Source organism: Actinomadura sp. NEAU-AAG7 (assembly GCF_018603865.1).
GTDB classification, from domain to species: domain Bacteria; phylum Actinomycetota; class Actinomycetes; order Streptosporangiales; family Streptosporangiaceae; genus Spirillospora; species Spirillospora litoris.
Genome location: NZ_JAHFZY010000003.1, coordinates 579,423 through 598,966, shown reverse-complemented (window position 1 = coordinate 598,966; position 19,544 = coordinate 579,423). Strand labels below are relative to the sequence as shown.

Below are 19,544 nucleotides of genomic sequence, written 5' to 3'. Positions count from 1 at the left end.
GTCCGCCCGCTCGCCTCGGTCACTTGCCCACCTCCCCGGCGGCGGCGGCCTGGCCGGGCCCGGCCACCTCGGCTCCCATACTGCCCATGCCGCCGGTGCCCTCCGCCAGCTCGGCCTTGCGGCGGCGGGAGGGCCACAGCCCCTCCGGACGGAAGATCATCATCAGCACCAGCGCGGCACCGAAGATCAGCATCCGGTAGTCCTGCATGAACCGGAACCGCTCGGGCAGCCACGCCACCACGAAGGCGCCCAGCATCACGCCCGGGATGTTGCCCGAGCCGCCCAGCACCACGCCCGCGAGGATCAGGGCCGACACCAGGAACGTGAAGTTGTCGGGGTTGATCGAGGTCTGCTTGCCGGCGAACACCACGCCGCCGCTGCCGCCGATCGCCGCGCCGATCGCGAACGCCGCGAGCTTGAACTTGAACGTCGGCACGCCCATCAGCTCGGCCGCGTCCTCGTCCTCGCGGATCGCCGCCCAGGCGCGGCCCACCCGCGACCGGTCCAGCCGCTTCACGAAGATGATCGTCAAGATGATGAAGAACAGCAGCAGGTAGTAGTACGGCCGCGAGTCCAGCAGCCCGTACTTCAGCGGCTGCACGCCCATGATCTCGAACTCCGACAGCGTCGGGGGGTGCGGGATGCCCTGGATGCCGCGCGGGCCGTTGACGTAGGAGCTGTTCTGGGCCGTCACCCTGACGATCTCACCGAAGCCGAGCGTGACGATCGCCAGGTAGTCGCCGCGCAACCGCAGCGTCGGCGCGCCGAGGATGACCCCCGCCAGCGCCGAGAACACGATCGCGAGGACGAGCGTCTCCCAGAACGACCAGCCGTGCTTCGAGGCGAAGATCGCGATGGTGTAGCCGCCGACCGCGTAGAACGCCACATACCCGAGGTCGAGGAGGCCGGCCATGCCGACCACCACGTTCAGGCCGAGCGCCAGCAGCACGTAGATGGCGATCTGGTCGCTCAGCATCGACGCCCAGTCGGTGCTGCTCGGCGCCATGAACGAGCCGATCGTCTGGTTCGGCAGCAGCAGCGCGCCGATGACGAGCAGGAGGTAGACGCTCCAGCGCGCCCAGCCGGGCGCGTCCGCCCACGCGTCGCGGGCGCGGTCGAGCGAGAGGCCCGACGCCGCGGAGTTCGCGTTCGCCTTCTTGGAGAGGTTCATGCGCGCGCCTGCTGGAGTGACTCACCGAAGATTCCGGTGGGACGGAACATCAGGACGAGGATGAGCAGGGAGAACGCGACGACGTCCCGCCATCCCGAGCCGAAGAAGCTGGAACCGTAGGTCTCCAGCAGCCCCAGCACGAAGCCGCCGGCCAGCGCCCCGCGGATGTTGCCGATCCCGCCGAGCACCGCCGCCGTGAACGCCTTGATGCCGAGCAGGAACCCGACGAAGTAGTCGGTCTGCTCGATGCGCACGATGTAGAGGGCCGCGGCGACGCCCGCCATGATGCCGCCGATCAGGAACGTCGTCTGGACGACCCGGTCGATGTTCACGCCCATGAGCACCGCGGTCTCCGGGTCCTGCGCGGTCGAGCGGATGCCGCGGCCGAGCTTGGTCCGGTTCACGAACTGGTCGAGGGCGATCATCATCAGGACGGCGCCGACGAACACGATCAGCTTGTCGTTGCTGACGTGGATCGGCCCGATGTCGATGACCGTCTTGAGCTTCCGGAAGTGCTCGTTGACGGGAAGCTTGCCGCCCGACTTGGAGGTGCCGAACACGTGGCGGATGATCACCGTGCCGAACAGCTGCTGGATGAAGATCGACGCACCGATCGCCGAGATCAGCGCCGCGAGCCGCGACGCCCCTCTCTTCCGGAGCGGTCTGTACGCCGTCACCTCCAGGAGCATGGCGCTACCGCCGGCCACCGCCCCGGCGACCACGGCCATGATCACAACGACGCCGATCAGGGCGAACCCGCCGACCTGGTCGACGCCCATGGACCGGACCGTCCACAGCGCGGCGAACGTACCGATCATGAAGACGTCGGCGTGCGCGAAGTTGATCAGACGGAGCACGCCGTAGACCATCGTGTAGCCGAGCGCCACCAGCGCGTAGATCGCGCCCAGCGACAGCCCGTCGACGGTCGACGGCCAGAATTGATTGATGAAGTCGTCGAGCACCTTTGGTCGCCTTTGGTAAAAGGAGCGGGAGCGCTGTAGCGCTCCCGCTCCCGCTCCATCAGGGGCCCCCCGGAACGGGGGAAGGGTCGGGCAGGGCGTGGTGACGCCTACGCGACCTTGGCCTCCTTGCTGTTGCCGAGCAGCGGAATCGTGTTGTTCTTCACCTCGTAGATGAAGATGTCCTGCGCCGCCAGCTCACCGTGTTCGTCGAACTTGATCGGCTTGCCGACCCCCTGGAAGCTCACCGTCTTCAGGGCGTCGTTGATGTCCTCGGTCGTCTTCTTGCCGGACTTGATCGCCTCGATGAACGCCGTCGCCGCGTCGAAGCCCTCGGTCGAGTAGATCGCGACCTCGGTGTTGAACTTGGCCTTGTAGTCGGCCGCGAACTTCTTGGCCTTCTCGTTGGTCTTGCCCGTGGCGTCGATCAGGCAGCCGCAGCTCAGCAGCGCGCCCTGCGCGTTCTGCTGGCCGGCGCCCTCGACCAGGCCCGTCGCCAGCGAACCGTCGCCCGACATCATCTTGCCCTTGTAGCCGCCCTCGCGGAGCTGCTTGAACAGCCGGCCCGCGACCGCGTAGTAGCCGCCGAAGTACACCGCGTCCGGCTTCGCCTGGTTGATCTTGTTGACGGTCGAGGAGTAGTCCGTCCCCTTGTCGTTCACGGCGTCGCTCTGGACCGTCGCGCCCTTGGCCTGCACGGCCTTGCCGACCGCGTCCGCCAGGCCCTTGCCGTAGTCCTGGTTGTCGGAGACCGTGAAGAGCTTCTTCACCCCCGCGTTCGTCAGGAACTCGCCGGCGCCGGCGCTCTGCACCGCGTCGTCGGCCACCACGCGGTGCCAGTACTTCCAGCCCTTCTCGGCGAGCGTGATCTGCGTCGCCGACGGCGTGACGCTCGGCACCTTCGCCTCGTTCAGGATGGGGTTGGCCGCCTGCGACTCACCCGAGAACGCCGGGCCGATGAGGCCGACGATCTTGTCGTTCTTGATCGCGCCCTGCACCTGGGTCGTCGCCTGCTCGGCCTTGCCCTGGGTGTCGTACTTCTTCAGCTTGATCTTGATCTTCGGGTTGGTGGCGTTGTACTGGTCCACCGCCAGCGTCGCGCCCTGCCAGGGCGGGACCACCAGACCCGAGTTCTCACCGGTCAGGTCGCCCATGAATCCGATCGTGACCTCGTCGCCACCGGAGCCACCGTCGTCGTCACTGCAGGACACGGCGCCGAGCGCGAGCACCGCGCTCACCGCCATCGCGCCGGTCACCCTCATCTTGTTGCGCCGCAAGGTGCCCAACCTTTCCATCCGGATCCGGCAGGGGATCGGGTACGAGTGAAACCCCGACGCCGACCTCTGGTGGAGGAATCGGTCACTCGGGGACCAGCTATGTCGTACACCGTGGAGCCGTCCCAGATCAGCACCCCCGGATAGAAGGGTTACTCGTTCGTTACTCCCCCGTGCCCATCTGATACAGGGCATTGCCAGGGACGATTACGAAACGTGAACACAGCGGGTTGCACAAGGTACCCGCGTGAAACCTTGACAACACGAAGCGTGACTGGGAGTGGAGTCAGCCCGCGGCGGGCTCGTCGCGCCCGGGGCCGCCGCCGCTCGCCCCGGCCACCACGGCCTCGGCGACGGCGCGCATCGTCAGCCTGCGGTCCATCGAGGTCTTCTGGATCCAGCGGAACGCCTCGGGCTCGGTCCAGCCGTTGGCCTCCTGGAGCAGGCCCTTGGCGCGATCCACGAGCTTGCGGGTCTCCAGGCGGTCCTGGAGGCCGGCGACCTCCGCCTCCAGCGCGCGCAGCTCGGTGTAGCGGCTGAGGGCCATCTCGATCGCGGGCGCCAGGTCGCTCTTGGAGAACGGCTTGACGAGGTAGGCCATCGCCCCGGCGTCGGTCGCCCGCTGGACGAGCTCGCGCTGGGAGAACGCGGTGAGGATCACGACGGGGGCGATCCGGTCCGCCGAGATCCGCTCGGCCGCCGAGATCCCGTCCAGGACGGGCATCTTGACGTCCAGGATCACCAGGTCGGGCCGGAGCTCGCCGGCCAGCCGCACGGCGTTCTCGCCGTCGCCGGCCTCGCCCACGACCTCGTAGCCGTCCTCCTGAAGCATCTCCTTCAGGTCCAGCCGGATCAGGGCCTCGTCTTCCGCGATCACCACGCGCCGAGCACTCTCCACGCGCACGAGCCTACCGGGACCCGCTACGCTGGTCTTGGTCAGGGCGCCCTCTGCGCGTGGGCGGAGCACCAAAGCCAGCATGTCCGTTTTAATGGGACATGAGCCCCGATATCCCAATGGCAGAGGAAGCGGTCTCAAACACCGTTTAGTGTGGGTTCGAATCCCACTCGGGGCACCTCTCTCCCCCGCCCCCTCCTGCGCGGCGACCCTCTTCCCGCACCCGCGAAACCCTCATTGGCCTGCGAAGACGTCGTGCTGCCCGAGCGGGGCGCGGTGGCGGCCGCGGTCAGATCCGGCCGGTCAAGGCAATGAGGCGCCGCGCGGGGTTTCCGGAGCGACGTGGAAATGAGACCGCGTGGTGATTTCGCACACGCGCCGCATACGGCGCCCGCAGCGCCCACGGCGCCCACGGCGTCCGTGGGGCCTGCGGCGGACGCCGCGGCCGGGGCTGGGCGGCGCGGCGTCCGTGGCGAGACGGGGAGCGTGAGGCGGATCGGCGCGGATCGGCGCGGATCGGCGCGGATCAGTAGGGCGTGTCGCCGATGTTGTGGACGCGCAGGGCGTTGGTGGAGCCGGCCGTGCCGGGGGGCGAGCCCGCCACCACGACGACGCGGTCGCCCTTCTGGCAGCGCCCGATCTCCACGAGCGCGTGGTCGACCTGGCCGACCATGTCGTCGGTGTGGTTGACCTCCGGGACGATGAAGGTCTCCACGCCCCAGACGTGCGCCAGGCGGCCCCGGACGGCGGGCACCGAGGTGAAGGCGAGCAGCGGGATCGGCGACCGGTAGCGCGACAGGCGGCGGGCCGTCTCGCCGGACATCGTGAACGCGACCAGCGCCTCGGCGCCGACGGTGGCACCGACCTCGGCGGCGGCGCGGGCGATGGCCCCGCCGACGGTCTCGGGGATGCGGTCGAGGGTGTGGGTGGCGTGCAGCGCGGCCTCCTCGGCCGTGCTGACGATGCGGCTCATCGTCAGCACGGACTCGATCGGGTACTGGCCGACGCTGGTCTCGCCGGAGAGCATGACGGCGTCGGCGCCCTCGAAGACGGCGTTGGCGACGTCAGAGGTCTCGGCGCGGGTCGGCCGGGGCGCGGAGATCATCGATTCGAGCATCTGGGTGGCGACGATGACCGGGCGGGCCTTCTCGCGGCACAGCTCGATGGCGCGCTTCTGGACGATCGGGACCTGCTCCAGCGGCATCTCGACGCCGAGGTCGCCGCGCGCGACCATGATGCCGTCGAAGGCGGCGACGATCTCGGGGAGGCGCTCGACGGCCTGGGGCTTCTCGATCTTGCCGATGAGGGGAACGCGGACGCCCTCCTCCTCCATGATCTGGTAGCAGATGTCGGCGTCGGCGGGGGTCCGCACGAAGGAGAGCGCGACCATGTCGACGCCGAGCCGCAGCGCCCAGCGCAGGTCGGCCTCGTCCTTCTCGGTGAGGGCGGGGACGCTGACGGGGACGCCGGGCAGGTTGAGGCCCTTGTTGTCGGACACCATGCCGCCCACGGTGACGGTGGTGTGGACGCGCGGCCCGTCGACGCTCACGACCTCCAGGCCGACGCGCCCGTCGTCGATGAGGACGGTGTCACCGGGGCTGACGTCGCCCGGGAGGCCCTGGTAGGTGGTGGAGACCTCGCGGCGGGTGCCCGGGATGTCCTCGGTGGTGATGGTGAACTCGTCGCCGAGGGTGAGGCGGACGGGGCCGTCGGGGAACCGGCCGATGCGGATCTTGGGGCCCTGCAGGTCGGCCAGGACGCCGACGCCGCGTCCGGTGGCCTCCGCCGCCGCCCGGATCCGGTGGTAGACCTCCTCGTGGACGGCGTGCTCGCCGTGGCTCATATTGAGTCTGGCGACGTCGATGCCGGCCTCGACGAGGGCGGTGATCTGCTCGGGGCCGGAGCAGGCGGGACCGATGGTGCTGACAATCTTCGCTCGACGGGTCACTTGCACAACCGTAACTTAGTTACCCGCCGGTACGGATATAAGTGCAGGATGTGGTCACCTCGGGTTCACCGATTGGTCTAGGTCAGAGGTCTAGACCAGAAGTGGCCGTCTCACCCTTCGAACACCTCGACGGCGGTCCGGCAGAACGCCGCGAGGTCGCCCGGCCGCCTGCTGGACACGAGGACGTTGGGCCCGGCCGCGCAGATCCTCACCTCCTCGTCCACCCAGGTGGCGCCCGCGTTGCGCAGGTCGGTCCGCAGGCTCGGCCAGGAGGTCATCGTGCGGCCCCGGACCACGTCGGCCTCGATGAGCGTCCAGGGCGCGTGGCAGATGACGGCGACGGGCTTGCCCGCCTCGAAGAACGCCCGGGCGAAGCCCACGGCGCGGGGGTCGGTGCGCAGGAAGTCGGGGTTGGCGACCCCGCCGGGCAGGACGAGCGCGTCGAAGGCGTCCTGCCCGGACACCTCCACGGTCGTGTCGACGGGGAAGGTGTCGGCCTTGTCGAGGTGGTCGAAGGCCTGGATACGTCCGGACTGCGTGGAGACGAGGCGCGGCGTCCAGCCCGCCTTCTCGACGGCCTTCCACGGCTCGGTGAGCTCCACCTGCTCGGTGCCCTCGGGGGCGCAGAGGAACGCGATGGTCCTGACGTGCGGATCTGTCGGCATGTTGTCCTCCCTCCCCATGGCCCCTGCCCATGGATCGCGATGGTATGCAGGAGGCATGAACCCGACCGGCTATCGCGAGACGCCGCTCCAGGTCGCGGGGCTGGTGTGCGCCTGGGAGGCCGCGCTGCCCCCCGGCGCCGACCCGTACCTGCAGCGCGTGGTGCCGGACGGGTGCATGGACCTGATCTGGTCGCAGGAGGGGATCATGGTGGCCGGGCCCGACACCGGCCCGGCCCCGGCGCTGCTGCGTCCGGGCGACGCGATGGTCGCGGTCCGGTTCGGGCCGGGCGCGGCGCCGCCGGTGCTGGGGGTGCCGGCCGACGCCGTCCGGGACGTGCGGCCGCCGTTGCGGGAGCTGTGGGGCACGGAGGCCGACCGGCTCGCGGAGGCGGTCGCGGCCGCGCGGACGGCGCGGGAGCGCGGCGCGGTGCTGGTGGCGGCGGTGGCGGCGCGCGCGGCGGCGGCCGGGCCCGCCGATCCGCTGGTGCCCGCGGTGGTGCGGGGCCTGGCGCACGGGTCGGTCCGGGCGGTCTCCGACGAGCTGGGCGTGGGCGAGCGGCAGCTCCGGCGCCGGTCGCTGGCGGCGTTCGGGTACGGGCCGAAGACGCTCCAGCGCGTCCTGCGGTTCCAGCGGGCGCTGCGGCTGGCGCGCACCGGGGGGCCGCTCGCGGACGTGGCGTACGCGGCGGGCTACGCCGACCAGGCGCACCTCGCGCACGAGGTGCGGGACCTGGGGGGCGAGCCCATCCGCGCCCTCCTGTGACCCTCCGGGGGCGTCAGGGCTTGAGCCTGCCGTACGCCTTCAGCGTGCGGAGGCGCTCGACGGTCAGGAACCCCCGCCAGTCGTGGCGGGTGACCGGCGTCCAGACGGGGAAGTTGACGTCCCAGCCGCCGTGCTCGCCCCGCGCGTCGATCAGCGCGTCCAGGTGCGCGTCGATGACCTCGGCGGTGAACAGGCGCCGCCCGAGGCCGCCGGGGGCGGGGGCGAAGTCGAGCGGGGAGTGCACCGCGCCCTCGGCGGACGGGTCGAGGGTCGCCGGCGCGGCGAGCGCGTCGCGGACGCGGGCGAAGGCGGCCTCCGCGCGGTCGCGGTCGGGGACGTGGTCGAGGAACATCAGGATGGCCAGGGCGTCGTAGGGGCCGGGCTCGGCGCCCTCGTCCTCCAGGTGCCGCCAGCAGAACGCGGTGGCGGGCCCGAGCCACGGGTGGTCGGATCCGGCGCGGTGGAGCAGGCCCGCGAGCGAGGCGGTGGGGTTGATCGTGCCGCGCTCCTCGCCGGAGGACTGCCACCACGGGCCGTGCGGCGTCTCCCGGACGGAGGGCAGCACGAACGGCACTCCCCCGTCCTCGTAGGTGATGGACGCCAGGTGGTCCCCGATGCGCGCCACGGCGGGGTCGTCGCTCGCGCCCGCCTGGTGGAGGATCTCCAGGGCGTGCTGCGCGGGGACGGGCTGGCTGCCCTCGCCGCGCAGGTCGGGTTCGAGGGCGTGCCCGTATCCGCCGTCGGGGTTCTCGTAGGGGCGGAGCGCGGCCAGCACGGGCTCGGCGCGCCCGCCGCGGAAGTGCAGGGCGAAGCGGTGGCGGTCTATGAGGCGCCCGTCGCGCAGCAGGCACTCCTCGGCGCGGGCCAGGTCGGCGTCGTTCAGAACCTTCATGGGCCCCACGCTAGGGCGGCCGCCGCGAACCGGTCTTGTAGGAAACGGACACCGCCGCGGACGCCCGCGGCGTGGGTGGGCCCGGCCACCCCAGCGGTGGGTGGCCGGGCCCCTGATGTCCCGCGTGCGGGGTGCGGGAGTCCGCGCGACCTGCGGCGACACGGTGACCGGCGCCGCCTGCCGGTGTCCGGCCGTCGCGTGGCCGAACGTAGCCGACCGCATCGGGGAGCACAAGTTGACGCGCGCGCCCCACGCGTCGCACCTGCCCCGACGCCGCCTCGCGCGGGGCGGTCACACCTTCGCCTCCGACCACTGGACGCGCGACCCGAACAGGACCCGCAGGGCGCGCTGCGCCTCGGCCAGGTCGGTGCAGGGCGGCTTGCCGCCGACCCGGAGGCGGCCCTCGTGGACGGTGCCGTCGTCCTCGGTGCGGCGGACGAGGAAGCGCACCGCCCACTGGTCCTTCCTGGCCCAGAACGTCGCCTGGACGACGGCGTCCCGGTCCAGGAGCCAGCTTCCGTCGCGTCCGAGCAGCTCGGCGGGCGTGCTGTCGAGGAGCCTCCCGATCCGCTCCCGGACCGGGAGGGTGGACATGCCGCCGCGCATCGCCTCGGCCGCCGAGATCCGCACGAACAGCACGCCGACGTCCAGGACGAGCGCGTCGTAGAAGTCGCCGTCCTCCTCCACCCCGTACAGCACGCCCACGAGGTCGACGGAGGCCCGGCCGGGCGCCTCGGGGCGGTGGGCGGGGTCGGCGCCCCACCCGGTCAGCCAGTCGCGGAGCGCCGGGACGTGCGCGGGGCCGAACACGTCGGGGACGACGGCCACCAGGTCGATCACGGTGCCGTCCGGGCCGGTGAGCGCGACGGGCTCGCCCGACCAGGAGAGCCGGGCGGCGACCCGTCCGGACGCCAGCAGCGCGGAGGTGACGAGCGCGCGCAGGTGCCCCACGAGCGCCTCGGGCCGCTCCCGGGTGCCGCCGGACAGCTCCCGGCCCAGCGCCGGCCCGGCGCCGCGCTCCAGGTCGGCGAGGACCGTCCCGAGCGCGGCCGGGCTGGTGCCCCCGGTGCGCTCGGCGGCGGTGAGCAGGTCCAGCGCGGCCTCGTCGGCCTGGAGCCGGGCGGTGCGGGCGGCGAGGTCGTCCCAGCCGAGCGCGGTGGCGTCGGCGCCGAACATCGCGGCGCCCAGCCGCTCCCCGAGTGCGGCCGGGTCGGTGAGGAGGGCGGTCGCGGGACGGGCGTCGGGGACGAGCCCGTCCGGTTCGGGGCAGGCCGCGATGGCCCTGAGCCGTTCGGCGAGCGTCGGGTGCGAGTCGTAGGGGTCGCGCTCCTCCGGCTCGTCCAGCACCTGGCCCAGTTCGGCGAGGCGGACCGGTTCGGCGAGCACGGCGCGGAACCCGCCGAGCAGGTCGGCGGGGACCAGGCCGTAGCGGGCGCCGGGCGCGGCGAGGCGGTTCAGGAAGAACGCCCAGGCGGCGGCGGTGACGCGGACGGACCGGAGCGCGGCCGCGGCGGCCTCCCGCCCCGACAGCTCGACCATGAACCGGTCGGCCTCGATCTCCTGGGAGCGCCGCACCGCCTGCGACACCCGGAAGTAGACCTTCGCGTACCCGGTGAAGACCTTCCCCAGGACGGCGCTGAGCCCGCCGCCGCCCTCCAGCGCGCCGAGCGTGCGCTCCAGCGCGACCGAGCCGCGGTAGGTGATGCCGCCGAGCCGGGTGTGCCGCCCGCCGTAGTGGCCGAGCTCGTGGCCGAGGACGGCGCGGAGCTGGGCGACCGTGAGCGCCTCGACCAGCGGCACCCCGACGATCATGTAGCGGCGGCGGGCGGCGAGGCCGAACCAGCGGGTCTCCTCGCTCACCGCGGCGTTCACGTCCGGGACGAACCGGACCTCGTCGGGCGGGCGGGTGCCGATCCGCCCGGCCAGCTCGTCGATCGCGGCCCACAGCGCGGGCTCCTCGGCCCGTCCGGCGGGCAGGCCGCCGGGCGGCTCGGGACGGTGCCTGGACGCCTTGACCAGCGCGCCGAGCAGCGGCACCGACACCACCAGCATGCCCACGCCGATCTTGACGGTGGCGAGGCCGGGGGCGCGGACCATGAGGTGGAGCGCCAGCCCGGCGACGGCGAACACGGCGAGGGTGAGCAGGTAGTAGCCCGCGAGCAGCGCGACGGCCACGGCGGCGCGTAAGGAGGTCTTCACAGGGGGTTCTCATCGCTACCGGGTCCCGCGACGCGAGACGATCTTCAGGGTGCCGAAATGGTAGCGGGGCCCGGCGCGGGCGTCCCCCGGTTCTCCGGTGCGCGATCTTCTAGTCGCAGCCGGCCCAGGACGCCGACTCGTCGAGGGTCTCGAACCGCTCGGTGAGGCTGAACCAGTTGCCCGAGTCGTCGCGGAAGATGGCCTCGATCCCGTAGGGGCGGCGCTCGGGCCGCTGGACGAACGTGACGCCCTTCGCCGACAGCTCCTCGTAGGTCGCCTGGCAGTCGTCGGCCGTGAACGCCCCCGCGCCGAGGACGCCCTTGGCCAGCAGCGCCCTGAACCGCTCGGCGGAGGCGGGGTCCATCGACGGCGGCCCCGGCACCATCAGCGCGATCTTGAGGTCGGGCTGGTCCTTGGTGCCGACCGTGACCCAGCGCATCCCGCCCTCGCCGAGCGTGCGGTCGTCGCGGACCTCCAGCCCGAGCCTGCCGGTGAAGAACTCCAGGGCCGAGTCCTGGTCGAGCACCCAGACGGTGGCCAGGCCGAGCGCGGTGATCATGTTCGTGCTCCCTTCGCGGACGTCATCGGGGAGGTTCCCCGGCTGGTCACGCTAGGTCCCGCCGGGGCGGCCGGACTTCTTCAAAATTGCTACCGGCCCGACCGGAACCCCTGTCAGGCGCGGAAGCCGCCCGCCCAGAACATCACGAAGCAGCCGGGGACCGGGTCGGGGGCCGTGCGGCGGGCGCCCGCGCGGAACTGCGTGGGCGTCATCCCCTCCATCTGCTTGAACCGCGTGCAGAACGTGCCGAGGCTGCTGAACCCGACCCGCATGCAGATGTCGGTGACGGTCAGGTCGGCCGAGCGGAGCAGGTCCTTGGAGCGCTCGATGCGGCGGCGGGCGAGGTAGCGGCCGGGCGTCTCCCCGTAGGCGTCGCGGAACAGCCGGACGAAGTGGTACGGCGAGTACCCGGCGCGCGCGGCGACGGCGGCGACGTCGAGCGGCTCGGCCCAGTCGCGGTCCATGGCGTCCTTGGCCAGCCGCAGCCGGTGGAGCACCGCGATGTCCGGTCCGTCCCCCATCCCCCGATGGTCGCACGGAGACCGGCCGGGCGCCCCGCGTCGGGGCGACCGGCCGGTCTCCGTGCCCAGGCGGTGGGTGCCCAGGCGGTGGGTGCCCAGGCGGTGGGTGCTCAGGCGGTGGGTGCTCAGGCGATCGGACGCGCGGTCGGCGGGATCGGGTACGGCAGCGCCGTCTCCCCGCTGAGGTAGGCGTCGACGCCGTGCGCGGCGGCGCGGCCCTCGGCGATCGCCCAGACGATCAGCGACTGGCCGCGGCCCATGTCGCCGGCGGCGAACACGCCGTCCACCGACGTCCGGTAGTCGGCGTCGCGGACGACGTTGCCGCGCTGGTCCAGCTCGACGCCGAGCCGGTCGAGCAGCCCCTCGCGCTGCGGGCCGAGGAAGCCCATCGCGAGCGTGACCAGCTCCGCCGGGATCTCCCGCTCGGTGCCCTCGATCGGCTTGAACCCGGTCGAGGGGCCGCCGACCTCGACGAGCCGCAGCGCCCGCACGTTCCCGTCGGCGTCGCCCACGAACTCCGTCGTGGACACCGCGTACACGCGGTCGCCGCCGAGCCCGGCGAGCTCCTCGTGGGCGCTCTCCATCTTGAACAGCATCGGGTAGGTCGGCCAGGGCTGGGCGTCGGGCCGGGTCTCCGGCGGCCTCGGCATGATCTCCAGCTGGGTGACGGACGCGGCGCCCTGCCGGATCGCGGTGCCGACGCAGTCGGCACCGGTGTCACCGCCGCCGATCACCACGACGTGCTTGCCCTTCGCGGAGATCGGCGACTCGGCGAAGTCGCCCTCCTGCGCCCGGTTGGACGGCGGCAGGTACTCCATCGCCTGGTGAACGCCGTTCAGCTCCCGCCCGGGGACGGGCAGGTCGCGCCAGACGGTGGCGCCGCCCGCGAGGACGACGGCGTCGTGGGAGGCGCGCAGCTCGTCCGCGGTGACGTCGACGCCGACGTCCACCGACGTGCGGAACGCGGTGCCCTCGGCGCGCATCTGCGCGAGCCGGCGGTCCAGGTGCCGCTTCTCCATCTTGAACTCGGGGATGCCGTAGCGCAGCAGGCCGCCGATCCGGTCGGCGCGCTCGTACACCGTGACGTCGTGCCCGGCGCGGGTGAGCTGCTGCGCGGCGGCGAGCCCGGCGGGCCCCGAGCCGACGACCGCGACCTTCTTGCCGGTCTTCACCGCGGGCGGGCGCGGCCGCACCCAGCCCTCGGCGAACGCCCGGTCGATGATCTCGACCTCGACCCGCTTGATCGTCACCGGGTCCTGGTTGATGCCGAGGACGCAGGCGCTCTCGCACGGGGCGGGGCACAGCCTCCCGGTGAACTCCGGGAAGTTGTTGGTGGCGTGCAGCCGCTCGATCGCCTCGTGCCAGTCCCCCCGGTAGACCAGATCGTTCCACTCGGGGATGAGGTTGCCGAGGGGGCAGCCCTGGTGGCAGAACGGGATGCCGCAGTCCATGCAGCGGCTCGCCTGCCGCTCCAGCCGGTCGGTGCCGAAGTCCTCGTAGACCTCCGACCAGCTCCGGATGCGGACGTCGACCGGGCGGCGCTTCGGAAGCTCCCGTCCGGCGGTCAGGAAACCCTTCGGGTCGGCCATGTGCGGATCCCCCTCTCAGCTCTGCGCGGCGGCCATGACGGCCTCGTCGACGTCGCGCCCCTCGGCCTCGGCCTGGGCCATCGCGTCCAGGACGCGCCGGTAGTCACGCGGCATGATCTTGGTGAAGCGGAGCGCGGCGGTGTCCCAGTCGGCCAGCAGCCGCGCCGCGACCCGCGACCCGGTCTCGGTGAGGTGCCGCGCCGCCAGCGTCCGGACGAACTCCAGGTCGGCCTCGTCGAGCGGCTCCAGGTCGACCATCTCGCCGTTGACCCGCTCGGGCACGAGGTCCAGGACGTAGGCGATCCCGCCGGACATCCCCGCCGCGAGGTTGCGCCCCGTCCGGCCGAGGATGACCGCGCGGCCGCCGGTCATGTACTCGCAGGCGTGGTCGCCGACGCCCTCGACGACGGCGGTCGCGCCGGAGTTGCGGACGCAGAACCGCTCGCCGACGACGCCCCGGGCGAACAGCTCGCCCGAGGTCGCGCCGTACAGGATGACGTTGCCGCCGATGATCTGCTCCTCGGCCGCGAACGCCGAGCCCGGGTGCGGGCGCAGCGTCAGCCGCCCGCCCGACAGGCCCTTGCCGACGTAGTCGTTGGCGTCGCCGACGAGCCGCAGCGTGATCCCGCGCGGCACGAACGCGCCGAAGGAGTTGCCCGCCGAGCCGGTGAAGGTGACGTCGATGGTGTCGTCGGGCAGCCCGCCGCCGCCCCACGTCCGGGTCACCTCGTGGCCGAGCATCGTGCCGACCGTCCGGTTGACGTTGCGGATCGGCAGCTCCAGCCGCACCGCGTCACCGAACGCGATCGCGCCCTCGGCGAGCTGGATCAGCGTGTTGTCCAGGGCCTTCTCCAGGCCGTGGTCCTGCTCGGCGACGCGGTGCAGCGCCGCGCCGGGCGCCCGCTCGGGCGCGTGCAGGATCGGCGCGAGGTCGAGCCCGGCCGCCTTCCAGTGCTCGACGGCCTCGCGGGTGTCGAGCATCTCGACGCGCCCGACCGCCTCCTCCAGCGTCCGGAAGCCGAGCGCCGCGAGGTACTCGCGGACCTCCTCGGCGACGAACTCGAAGAAGTTGACGACGAACTCCGGCTTCCCGGCGAACCGCTCGCGCAGGACGGGGTTCTGCGTCGCGACGCCGACCGGGCAGGTGTCGAGGTGGCAGACCCGCATCATCACGCAGCCCGACACCACGAGCGGCGCGGTCGCGAAGCCGAACTCCTCGGCGCCGAGCAGCGCCGCGACGACCACGTCCCGGCCGGTCTTCATCTGCCCGTCGGCCTGCACGACGATCCGGTCGCGCAGCCCGTTCAGCAGCAGCGTCTGCTGGGTCTCGGCGAGGCCCAGCTCCCACGGCGCGCCCGCGTGCTTGAGCGAGGTGAGCGGCGAGGCGCCGGTGCCGCCGTCGTGCCCGGAGATCAGCACGACGTCGGCGTGCGCCTTGGACACCCCGGCCGCGACCGTCCCGACACCGACCTCGGAGACGAGCTTGACGTGCACCCGCGCCGCCGGGTTCGCGTTCTTCAGGTCGTGGATGAGCTGCGCGAGGTCCTCGATCGAGTAGATGTCGTGGTGCGGTGGCGGCGAGATCAGCCCGACGCCCGGCGTGGAGTGCCGGGTCTTGGCGATCCACGGGTAGACCTTGTGGCCGGGGAGCTGGCCGCCCTCGCCGGGCTTGGCGCCCTGCGCCATCTTGATCTGGATGTCGTCGGCGTTGGTGAGGTACTCGGAGGTGACGCCGAACCGGCCGGAGGCGACCTGCTTGATCGCGCTGCGGCGCAGGTCGCCGTTCTCGTCCGGGACGAAGCGGGACGGGTCCTCCCCGCCCTCGCCGGTGTTGGACTTGCCGCCGAGCCGGTTCATCGCGATCGCGAGGGTCTCGTGCGCCTCGGCCGAGATCGAGCCGTAGGACATCGCGCCGGTGGAGAACCGCTTGACGATCTCCGATACCGGCTCGACCTCCTCGATCGGCACCGGCGGCCGCTCGCCCTCGCGGAGCCGGAACAGGCCCCGCAGCGTCATCAGCCGCCCGGCCTGCGAGTCGACCCCGGAGGTGTACTCCTTGAAGATCTCGTACCGGCGGGTGCGGGTCGCGTGCTGGAGCTTGAACACCGTGTCCGGGTCGAACAGGTGCGGCTCGCCCTCGCGGCGCCACTGGTACTCGCCGCCGACCTCCAGCGTGCGGTGCGCGGGCTCGTTGCCGCCCGCCGGGTAGGCGCGGCGGTGCCGCGCGGCGACCTCGCGGGCGAGCACGTCGAAGCCGACGCCGCCGAGCCGGGACGTCGTCCCGGTGAAGCAGCGCGCCACCACGTCCGCGCCGAGCCCGATCGCCTCGAAGATCTGCGCGCCGGTGTAGGACGCGACCGTGGACACGCCCATCTTCGACATGACCTTCAGGACGCCCTTGCCGTAGGCCTTCACGAGGTTGCGGACGGCCCGTCCGGACGGCACGCCCTCGATCGCGCCGCCGCGGACGAGGTCCTCGACGGTCTCGATGGCGAGGTAGGGGTTGATCGCGGACGCGCCGTACCCGATCAGCAGCGCCATGTGGTGGCACTCGCGGGCCTCGCCGGTCTCGATCACGAGGCCGACCCGGGTGCGGGTCTTCTCCCGGATCAGGTGGTGGTGGACGGCGCCGGTGAGCAGCAGCGACGGGATCGCGGCGCGGGCGGAGTCGGCGCCGCGGTCCGACAGCACGATGATCCGCGCGCCGGCGTCGATGGCCCGGCTCACCTCGGAGTTGATCTCCGCCAGGCGCGCCTCCAGCGCCGCTCCCCCGCCGGCGACGTCGTACAGGCCGTGCACGACGTGGGCGTGCAGGTGCGGCAGCGAGCCCTCGTCGTCGATGTGGATGATCTTGGAGAGCTCGTCGTTGTCGAGGATCGGGGTCGGCAGCACGAGCCGCCGGCACGAGTCCGGGCCGGGCTCCAGGAGGTTGCCCTCCGGCCCGAGCGTGGACTGGAGCGAGGTGACGAGCTCCTCGCGGATCGCGTCCAGCGGCGGGTTCGTGACCTGCGCGAACAGCTGCTTGAAGTAGTCGAACAGCAACCTCGGACGCTGCGAGAGCACCGCGACCGGGGTGTCGGTGCCCATCGAGCCGATCGGCTCCGCGCCCGTCCGCGCCATCGGCGACAGGATGACGCGCTGCTCCTCCAGCGTGTAGCCGAACGTCTGCTGGCGCTTGACGAGCGTCTCGTGCGTCGGGATCTCCCGCTCGCGCTGCGGCAGCTCCTCGAACCGGACGAGGCCCTCGTGCAGCCACCGGCCGTAGGGGTGCTCGGCGGCCAGCTCGGCCTTGACCTCGTCGTCCTCGACGATCCGCCCCGCCTCGGTGTCGATCAGGAAGATCTTGCCGGGCTGCAGGCGGCCCTTGCGGACGACCTTGGCGGAGGGGATGTCCAGCACCCCGGCCTCGCTCGCCAGCACGACCAGGCCGTCGTCGGTCACCCAGTAGCGGCCGGGGCGCAGGCCGTTGCGGTCCAGCACGGCGCCCGCGAGCGTCCCGTCGGTGAAGCTGACGCTGGCCGGGCCGTCCCACGCCTCCATGAGCGTCGAGTGGAACTCATAGAACGCGCGGCGCTCGGCGTCCATCTCCGCGTGGTTCTCCCACGCCTCGGGGATCATCATCAGCACCGCGTGCGGCAGCGACCGGCCGCCCAGGTGCAGCAGCTCCAGGCACTCGTCGAAGGAGGCCGTGTCGCTCGCCTCGATGTCGATCACCGGGAAGATCCGGGACAGGTCGCCGGGGATCAGGTCGGAGGCCAGCAGCGCCTCGCGGGCGCGCATCCAGTTCCGGTTGCCCTTCACCGTGTTGATCTCGCCGTTGTGGGCGATGAACCGGTACGGGTGGGCCAGCTCCCAGGCCGGGAACGTGTTGGTCGAGAAGCGCGAGTGGACCAGCGCGATCGCGCTGGTGAAGCGGGGGTCGGACAGGTCGGGGAAGAACGGCTGGAGCTGCGGGGTCGTCAGCATCCCCTTGTAGACCATCGTCCGGCTGGACAGGCTCGGGAAGTAGACCGGCGCGTCCTGCTCGGCGCGCTCGCGCATGCAGAAGACGGCACGGTCCAGCTCCAGGCCCGCCTTCCCCTCGTGCGGGCCGCCGGCGGCGGGCGCCACGAAGAGCTGGGCGAAGTGCGGCATGACCCGCCGCGCGGCGGGGCCGGTGAAGTCGGGGTCGTAGGGCAGCTCGCGCCAGCCGAGGACCGTCAGGCCCTCCTCCGCGCAGAGCGCCGCCACCTGCGCGACGGCGGCCTCGCGCTCGTCGCGGCCCGCGGGCAGGAACGCCAGCCCGGCGGCGTACCGGCCCGGCTCGGGCAGCGCGAAGTCGCAGACCTCGCGCAGGAACGCGTCGGGGATCTGGACGAGGATGCCGACGCCGTCCCCGTCGTCGGGCTCGGCGCCGACGGCCCCGCGGTGGTCCAGGTTCCGCAGGACGGTCAGCGCGTTCTGGACGATGTCGTGGCTCTTGCGTCCGTGCAGGTCGGCGACGATGCCGACGCCGCATGCGTCGTGCTCGTTCGCCGGGTCGTAGAGCCCCTGGGAATGGGGGCGGCCCGGTGGTGTGAGGGCAGCAGAAGCCATCGACCCTCCCGTCGTCGTCGTGTCGGTTCACTGCTTCGGTGTCAGTGCAGACCGGGACGACGTTGGCCCTGCTGCGGTGAGATGACATTACAGCACTGTCGGGATCATGCCCGACTACACCGGATCGCGAAACTTCTCCGCGCTCATCGGCTGTGCGACATCTCTGAGTGGTTTAGACCAGGATAGCCGGAGGCCCCGCCGGGACAGGGCATCCGATCCCGGTGAAAATCATCACCGGGGAGGGATGTTTACCGGCGGGAGGCAGAGAGTTGCTCAGAGTGGCCGGTCGGCTTCTCTCTGAAGGCGCGGGTGAGTCGGGGCGGGTCAGCGGGGGGCGCGGGCCGCCCGGCCGAGGACCGCCGGGGCCTTGCCGCCCTCGATCAGCAGCGACAGCAGCGTCTCGTCGCGCTCGTCGCCGCCGCCGTCCAGCCGCTGCGCCCAGGACACGACCGCGAAGTGGCCCATGGCGAGGCCCCGCGCCATCCCGAAGCCCTGGCCGAACGCGCCGAGCGGCCCGGTCGCGGCCGGCGGCCGGACGAAGCCGCCGCCGCGCGTGCGGTCGAGCAGCCCCACGAACCGGTCGGCGTCGGCGGAACCGGCCAGGTTGAACACCGCGACGGCCATGCCGTAGGCCCGCTCGCCCCGGCCCGTGCTCGCGTACAGGCCCCGCGCCGCCTGCGTGCAGCCGCCGCGCCGCAGGTCGGCGGCGACGGTGGCGCCCCAGACGGCGGCGGCGCAGTCGCCGTCCAGTCGTTTGGTACGCAGAGTCAACTTCACGTCACTGTCGGGTACCGGAATTGTCGCCGCCGAGGGCGGGAACGCCTCGCCGGCCGTCAGCGGTCCCGCGTCGGACGTGCGCGCGGCGATCCCCGCGTAGGCGGCGGACGTCGGCGAGCTGGAGTAGGACGTCGGCGAGGGTCCGCTCCCCGCCGGACGGCCGATGACCGCGGCGGGCGCGTGGGTCGGGACCGGGTCGTCGCCGCCGCGCAGCAGGACCACGGCGCCCAGCCCGACGATCACCACCGCGCCGAGCGCGCCCGCGGCCCCGAAGTAGGCGCGGGACCCGAGCGCGGCGCGCGGGCGCCGGGCCGATCCGGGGTCGCCGCCGGAGGCGGCGGGGCGGCGGGGCGTGCGGGAGCCTCCGCGCCCGGAGGGGCGCTTGCGGCCCTTGGCGGGACGCCGCGTCTCGCGCGGCGCCGCGGCGTACACGGGTTCCTGGTACGCCTGGTCCTGATACGCCTGATCTTGGTAGGACGCGTCGTCGTAGGGCGCCTCGTAGCCGGCGGGGTCCTGGTAGGGGACCTCCGGACGGGGGACCTCGGGGCGCGGGGCGGGGCGGGGGCGCCGACCGGGGCGGCCCTGCCCGGCGCCGCGGGGCGCGGCGGACCGGCCGGACGTGCGGCGCGGGGCCGCCCGCCCGCGGCCGGAGCGGCTCACCGGGGCTCGGCGGGGACCGCCCTCGCGGCGGCCCGGGTCATCGGAGTCCACGACCGCGCAGACTACAACCCGCGGGGCCGTGCCGCGCGAGGCCGCG

Annotated in this window: 14 protein-coding genes and 1 tRNA gene; 2 read left to right on the top strand and 13 right to left on the bottom strand. The window is 72.7% G+C overall.

Annotation, left to right across the window (positions count from 1 at the left end; all coding sequences use genetic code 11):
- Positions 1-19 precede the first annotated feature (19 nt).
- The 4 genes from KLI87_RS17385 to KLI87_RS17370 form a co-directional block, all read right to left on the bottom strand.
- Positions 20-1,171 carry a branched-chain amino acid ABC transporter permease gene (locus tag KLI87_RS17385; RefSeq protein ID WP_156218413.1) on the bottom strand — a complete coding sequence of 384 codons (1,152 nt, stop codon included), beginning with the start codon at positions 1,169-1,171 and terminating at the stop codon, positions 20-22.
- The gene (locus KLI87_RS17380) at positions 1,168-2,133 is read right to left on the bottom strand and encodes a branched-chain amino acid ABC transporter permease (RefSeq protein WP_214617862.1); all 966 of its coding nucleotides are present in this window, start codon (positions 2,131-2,133) and stop codon (positions 1,168-1,170) included. The genes KLI87_RS17385 and KLI87_RS17380 overlap by 4 nt, the downstream gene beginning before the upstream one ends.
- Before the next feature lie 107 nt (positions 2,134-2,240).
- Positions 2,241-3,407 carry a branched-chain amino acid ABC transporter substrate-binding protein gene (locus tag KLI87_RS17375; RefSeq protein ID WP_246250120.1) on the bottom strand — a complete coding sequence of 389 codons (1,167 nt, stop codon included), beginning with the start codon at positions 3,405-3,407 and terminating at the stop codon, positions 2,241-2,243.
- Positions 3,408-3,690: 283 nt separating this feature from the next.
- Positions 3,691-4,284, bottom strand: a complete 594-nt coding sequence (locus tag KLI87_RS17370; protein WP_214618105.1) for an ANTAR domain-containing response regulator — start codon at positions 4,282-4,284, stop codon at positions 3,691-3,693.
- Between the two features lie 120 nt (positions 4,285-4,404).
- Between KLI87_RS17370 and KLI87_RS17365 the strand changes: the two genes are divergently transcribed.
- Positions 4,405-4,477 (top strand) — tRNA-Leu (locus KLI87_RS17365).
- Between the two features lie 348 nt (positions 4,478-4,825).
- On the opposite strand, the gene pyk is transcribed toward KLI87_RS17365, so the two are convergent.
- The gene (gene pyk / locus KLI87_RS17360) at positions 4,826-6,247 is read right to left on the bottom strand and encodes a pyruvate kinase (protein ID WP_214617861.1); all 1,422 of its coding nucleotides are present in this window, start codon (positions 6,245-6,247) and stop codon (positions 4,826-4,828) included.
- A gap of 110 nt (positions 6,248-6,357) precedes the next feature.
- Positions 6,358-6,912: a type 1 glutamine amidotransferase domain-containing protein gene (locus KLI87_RS17355; protein WP_156218414.1), complete on the bottom strand. Its 555-nt coding sequence runs from the start codon at positions 6,910-6,912 to the stop codon at positions 6,358-6,360.
- Positions 6,913-6,967: 55 nt separating this feature from the next.
- Here KLI87_RS17355 and KLI87_RS17350 point away from each other — a divergent pair, with 55 nt between their 5' ends.
- On the top strand, positions 6,968-7,675 hold the full coding sequence (locus KLI87_RS17350) for a helix-turn-helix transcriptional regulator (RefSeq protein ID WP_214617860.1): 708 nt from the start codon (positions 6,968-6,970) through the stop codon (positions 7,673-7,675).
- Positions 7,676-7,688: 13 nt separating this feature from the next.
- Here KLI87_RS17350 and KLI87_RS17345 read toward each other — a convergent pair whose 3' ends face one another.
- From KLI87_RS17345 to KLI87_RS17315, 7 genes are all read right to left on the bottom strand, one after another.
- Positions 7,689-8,567: a hypothetical protein gene (locus KLI87_RS17345; protein ID WP_214617859.1), complete on the bottom strand. Its 879-nt coding sequence runs from the start codon at positions 8,565-8,567 to the stop codon at positions 7,689-7,691.
- Between the two features lie 291 nt (positions 8,568-8,858).
- The gene (locus tag KLI87_RS17340; protein ID WP_214617858.1) at positions 8,859-10,766 is read right to left on the bottom strand and encodes a M48 family metallopeptidase; all 1,908 of its coding nucleotides are present in this window, start codon (positions 10,764-10,766) and stop codon (positions 8,859-8,861) included.
- A gap of 109 nt (positions 10,767-10,875) precedes the next feature.
- On the bottom strand, positions 10,876-11,325 hold the full coding sequence (locus KLI87_RS17335; RefSeq protein ID WP_156218418.1) for a VOC family protein: 450 nt from the start codon (positions 11,323-11,325) through the stop codon (positions 10,876-10,878).
- Between the two features lie 113 nt (positions 11,326-11,438).
- A complete protein-coding gene (locus KLI87_RS17330) occupies positions 11,439-11,846 on the bottom strand; it encodes a helix-turn-helix transcriptional regulator (RefSeq protein ID WP_214617857.1) in 408 nt (135 codons plus the stop codon).
- A gap of 125 nt (positions 11,847-11,971) precedes the next feature.
- Positions 11,972-13,435, bottom strand: coding sequence for a glutamate synthase subunit beta (locus tag KLI87_RS17325; RefSeq protein ID WP_156218420.1), 1,464 nt, complete (start codon positions 13,433-13,435; stop codon positions 11,972-11,974).
- 15 nt (positions 13,436-13,450) lie between these two features.
- The gene (gltB, locus tag KLI87_RS17320; protein ID WP_214617856.1) at positions 13,451-18,010 is read right to left on the bottom strand and encodes a glutamate synthase large subunit; all 4,560 of its coding nucleotides are present in this window, start codon (positions 18,008-18,010) and stop codon (positions 13,451-13,453) included.
- A gap of 324 nt (positions 18,011-18,334) precedes the next feature.
- Positions 18,335-19,498: a hypothetical protein gene (locus tag KLI87_RS17315; protein WP_214617855.1), complete on the bottom strand. Its 1,164-nt coding sequence runs from the start codon at positions 19,496-19,498 to the stop codon at positions 18,335-18,337.
- Between the last annotated feature and the right edge of the window lie 46 nt (positions 19,499-19,544).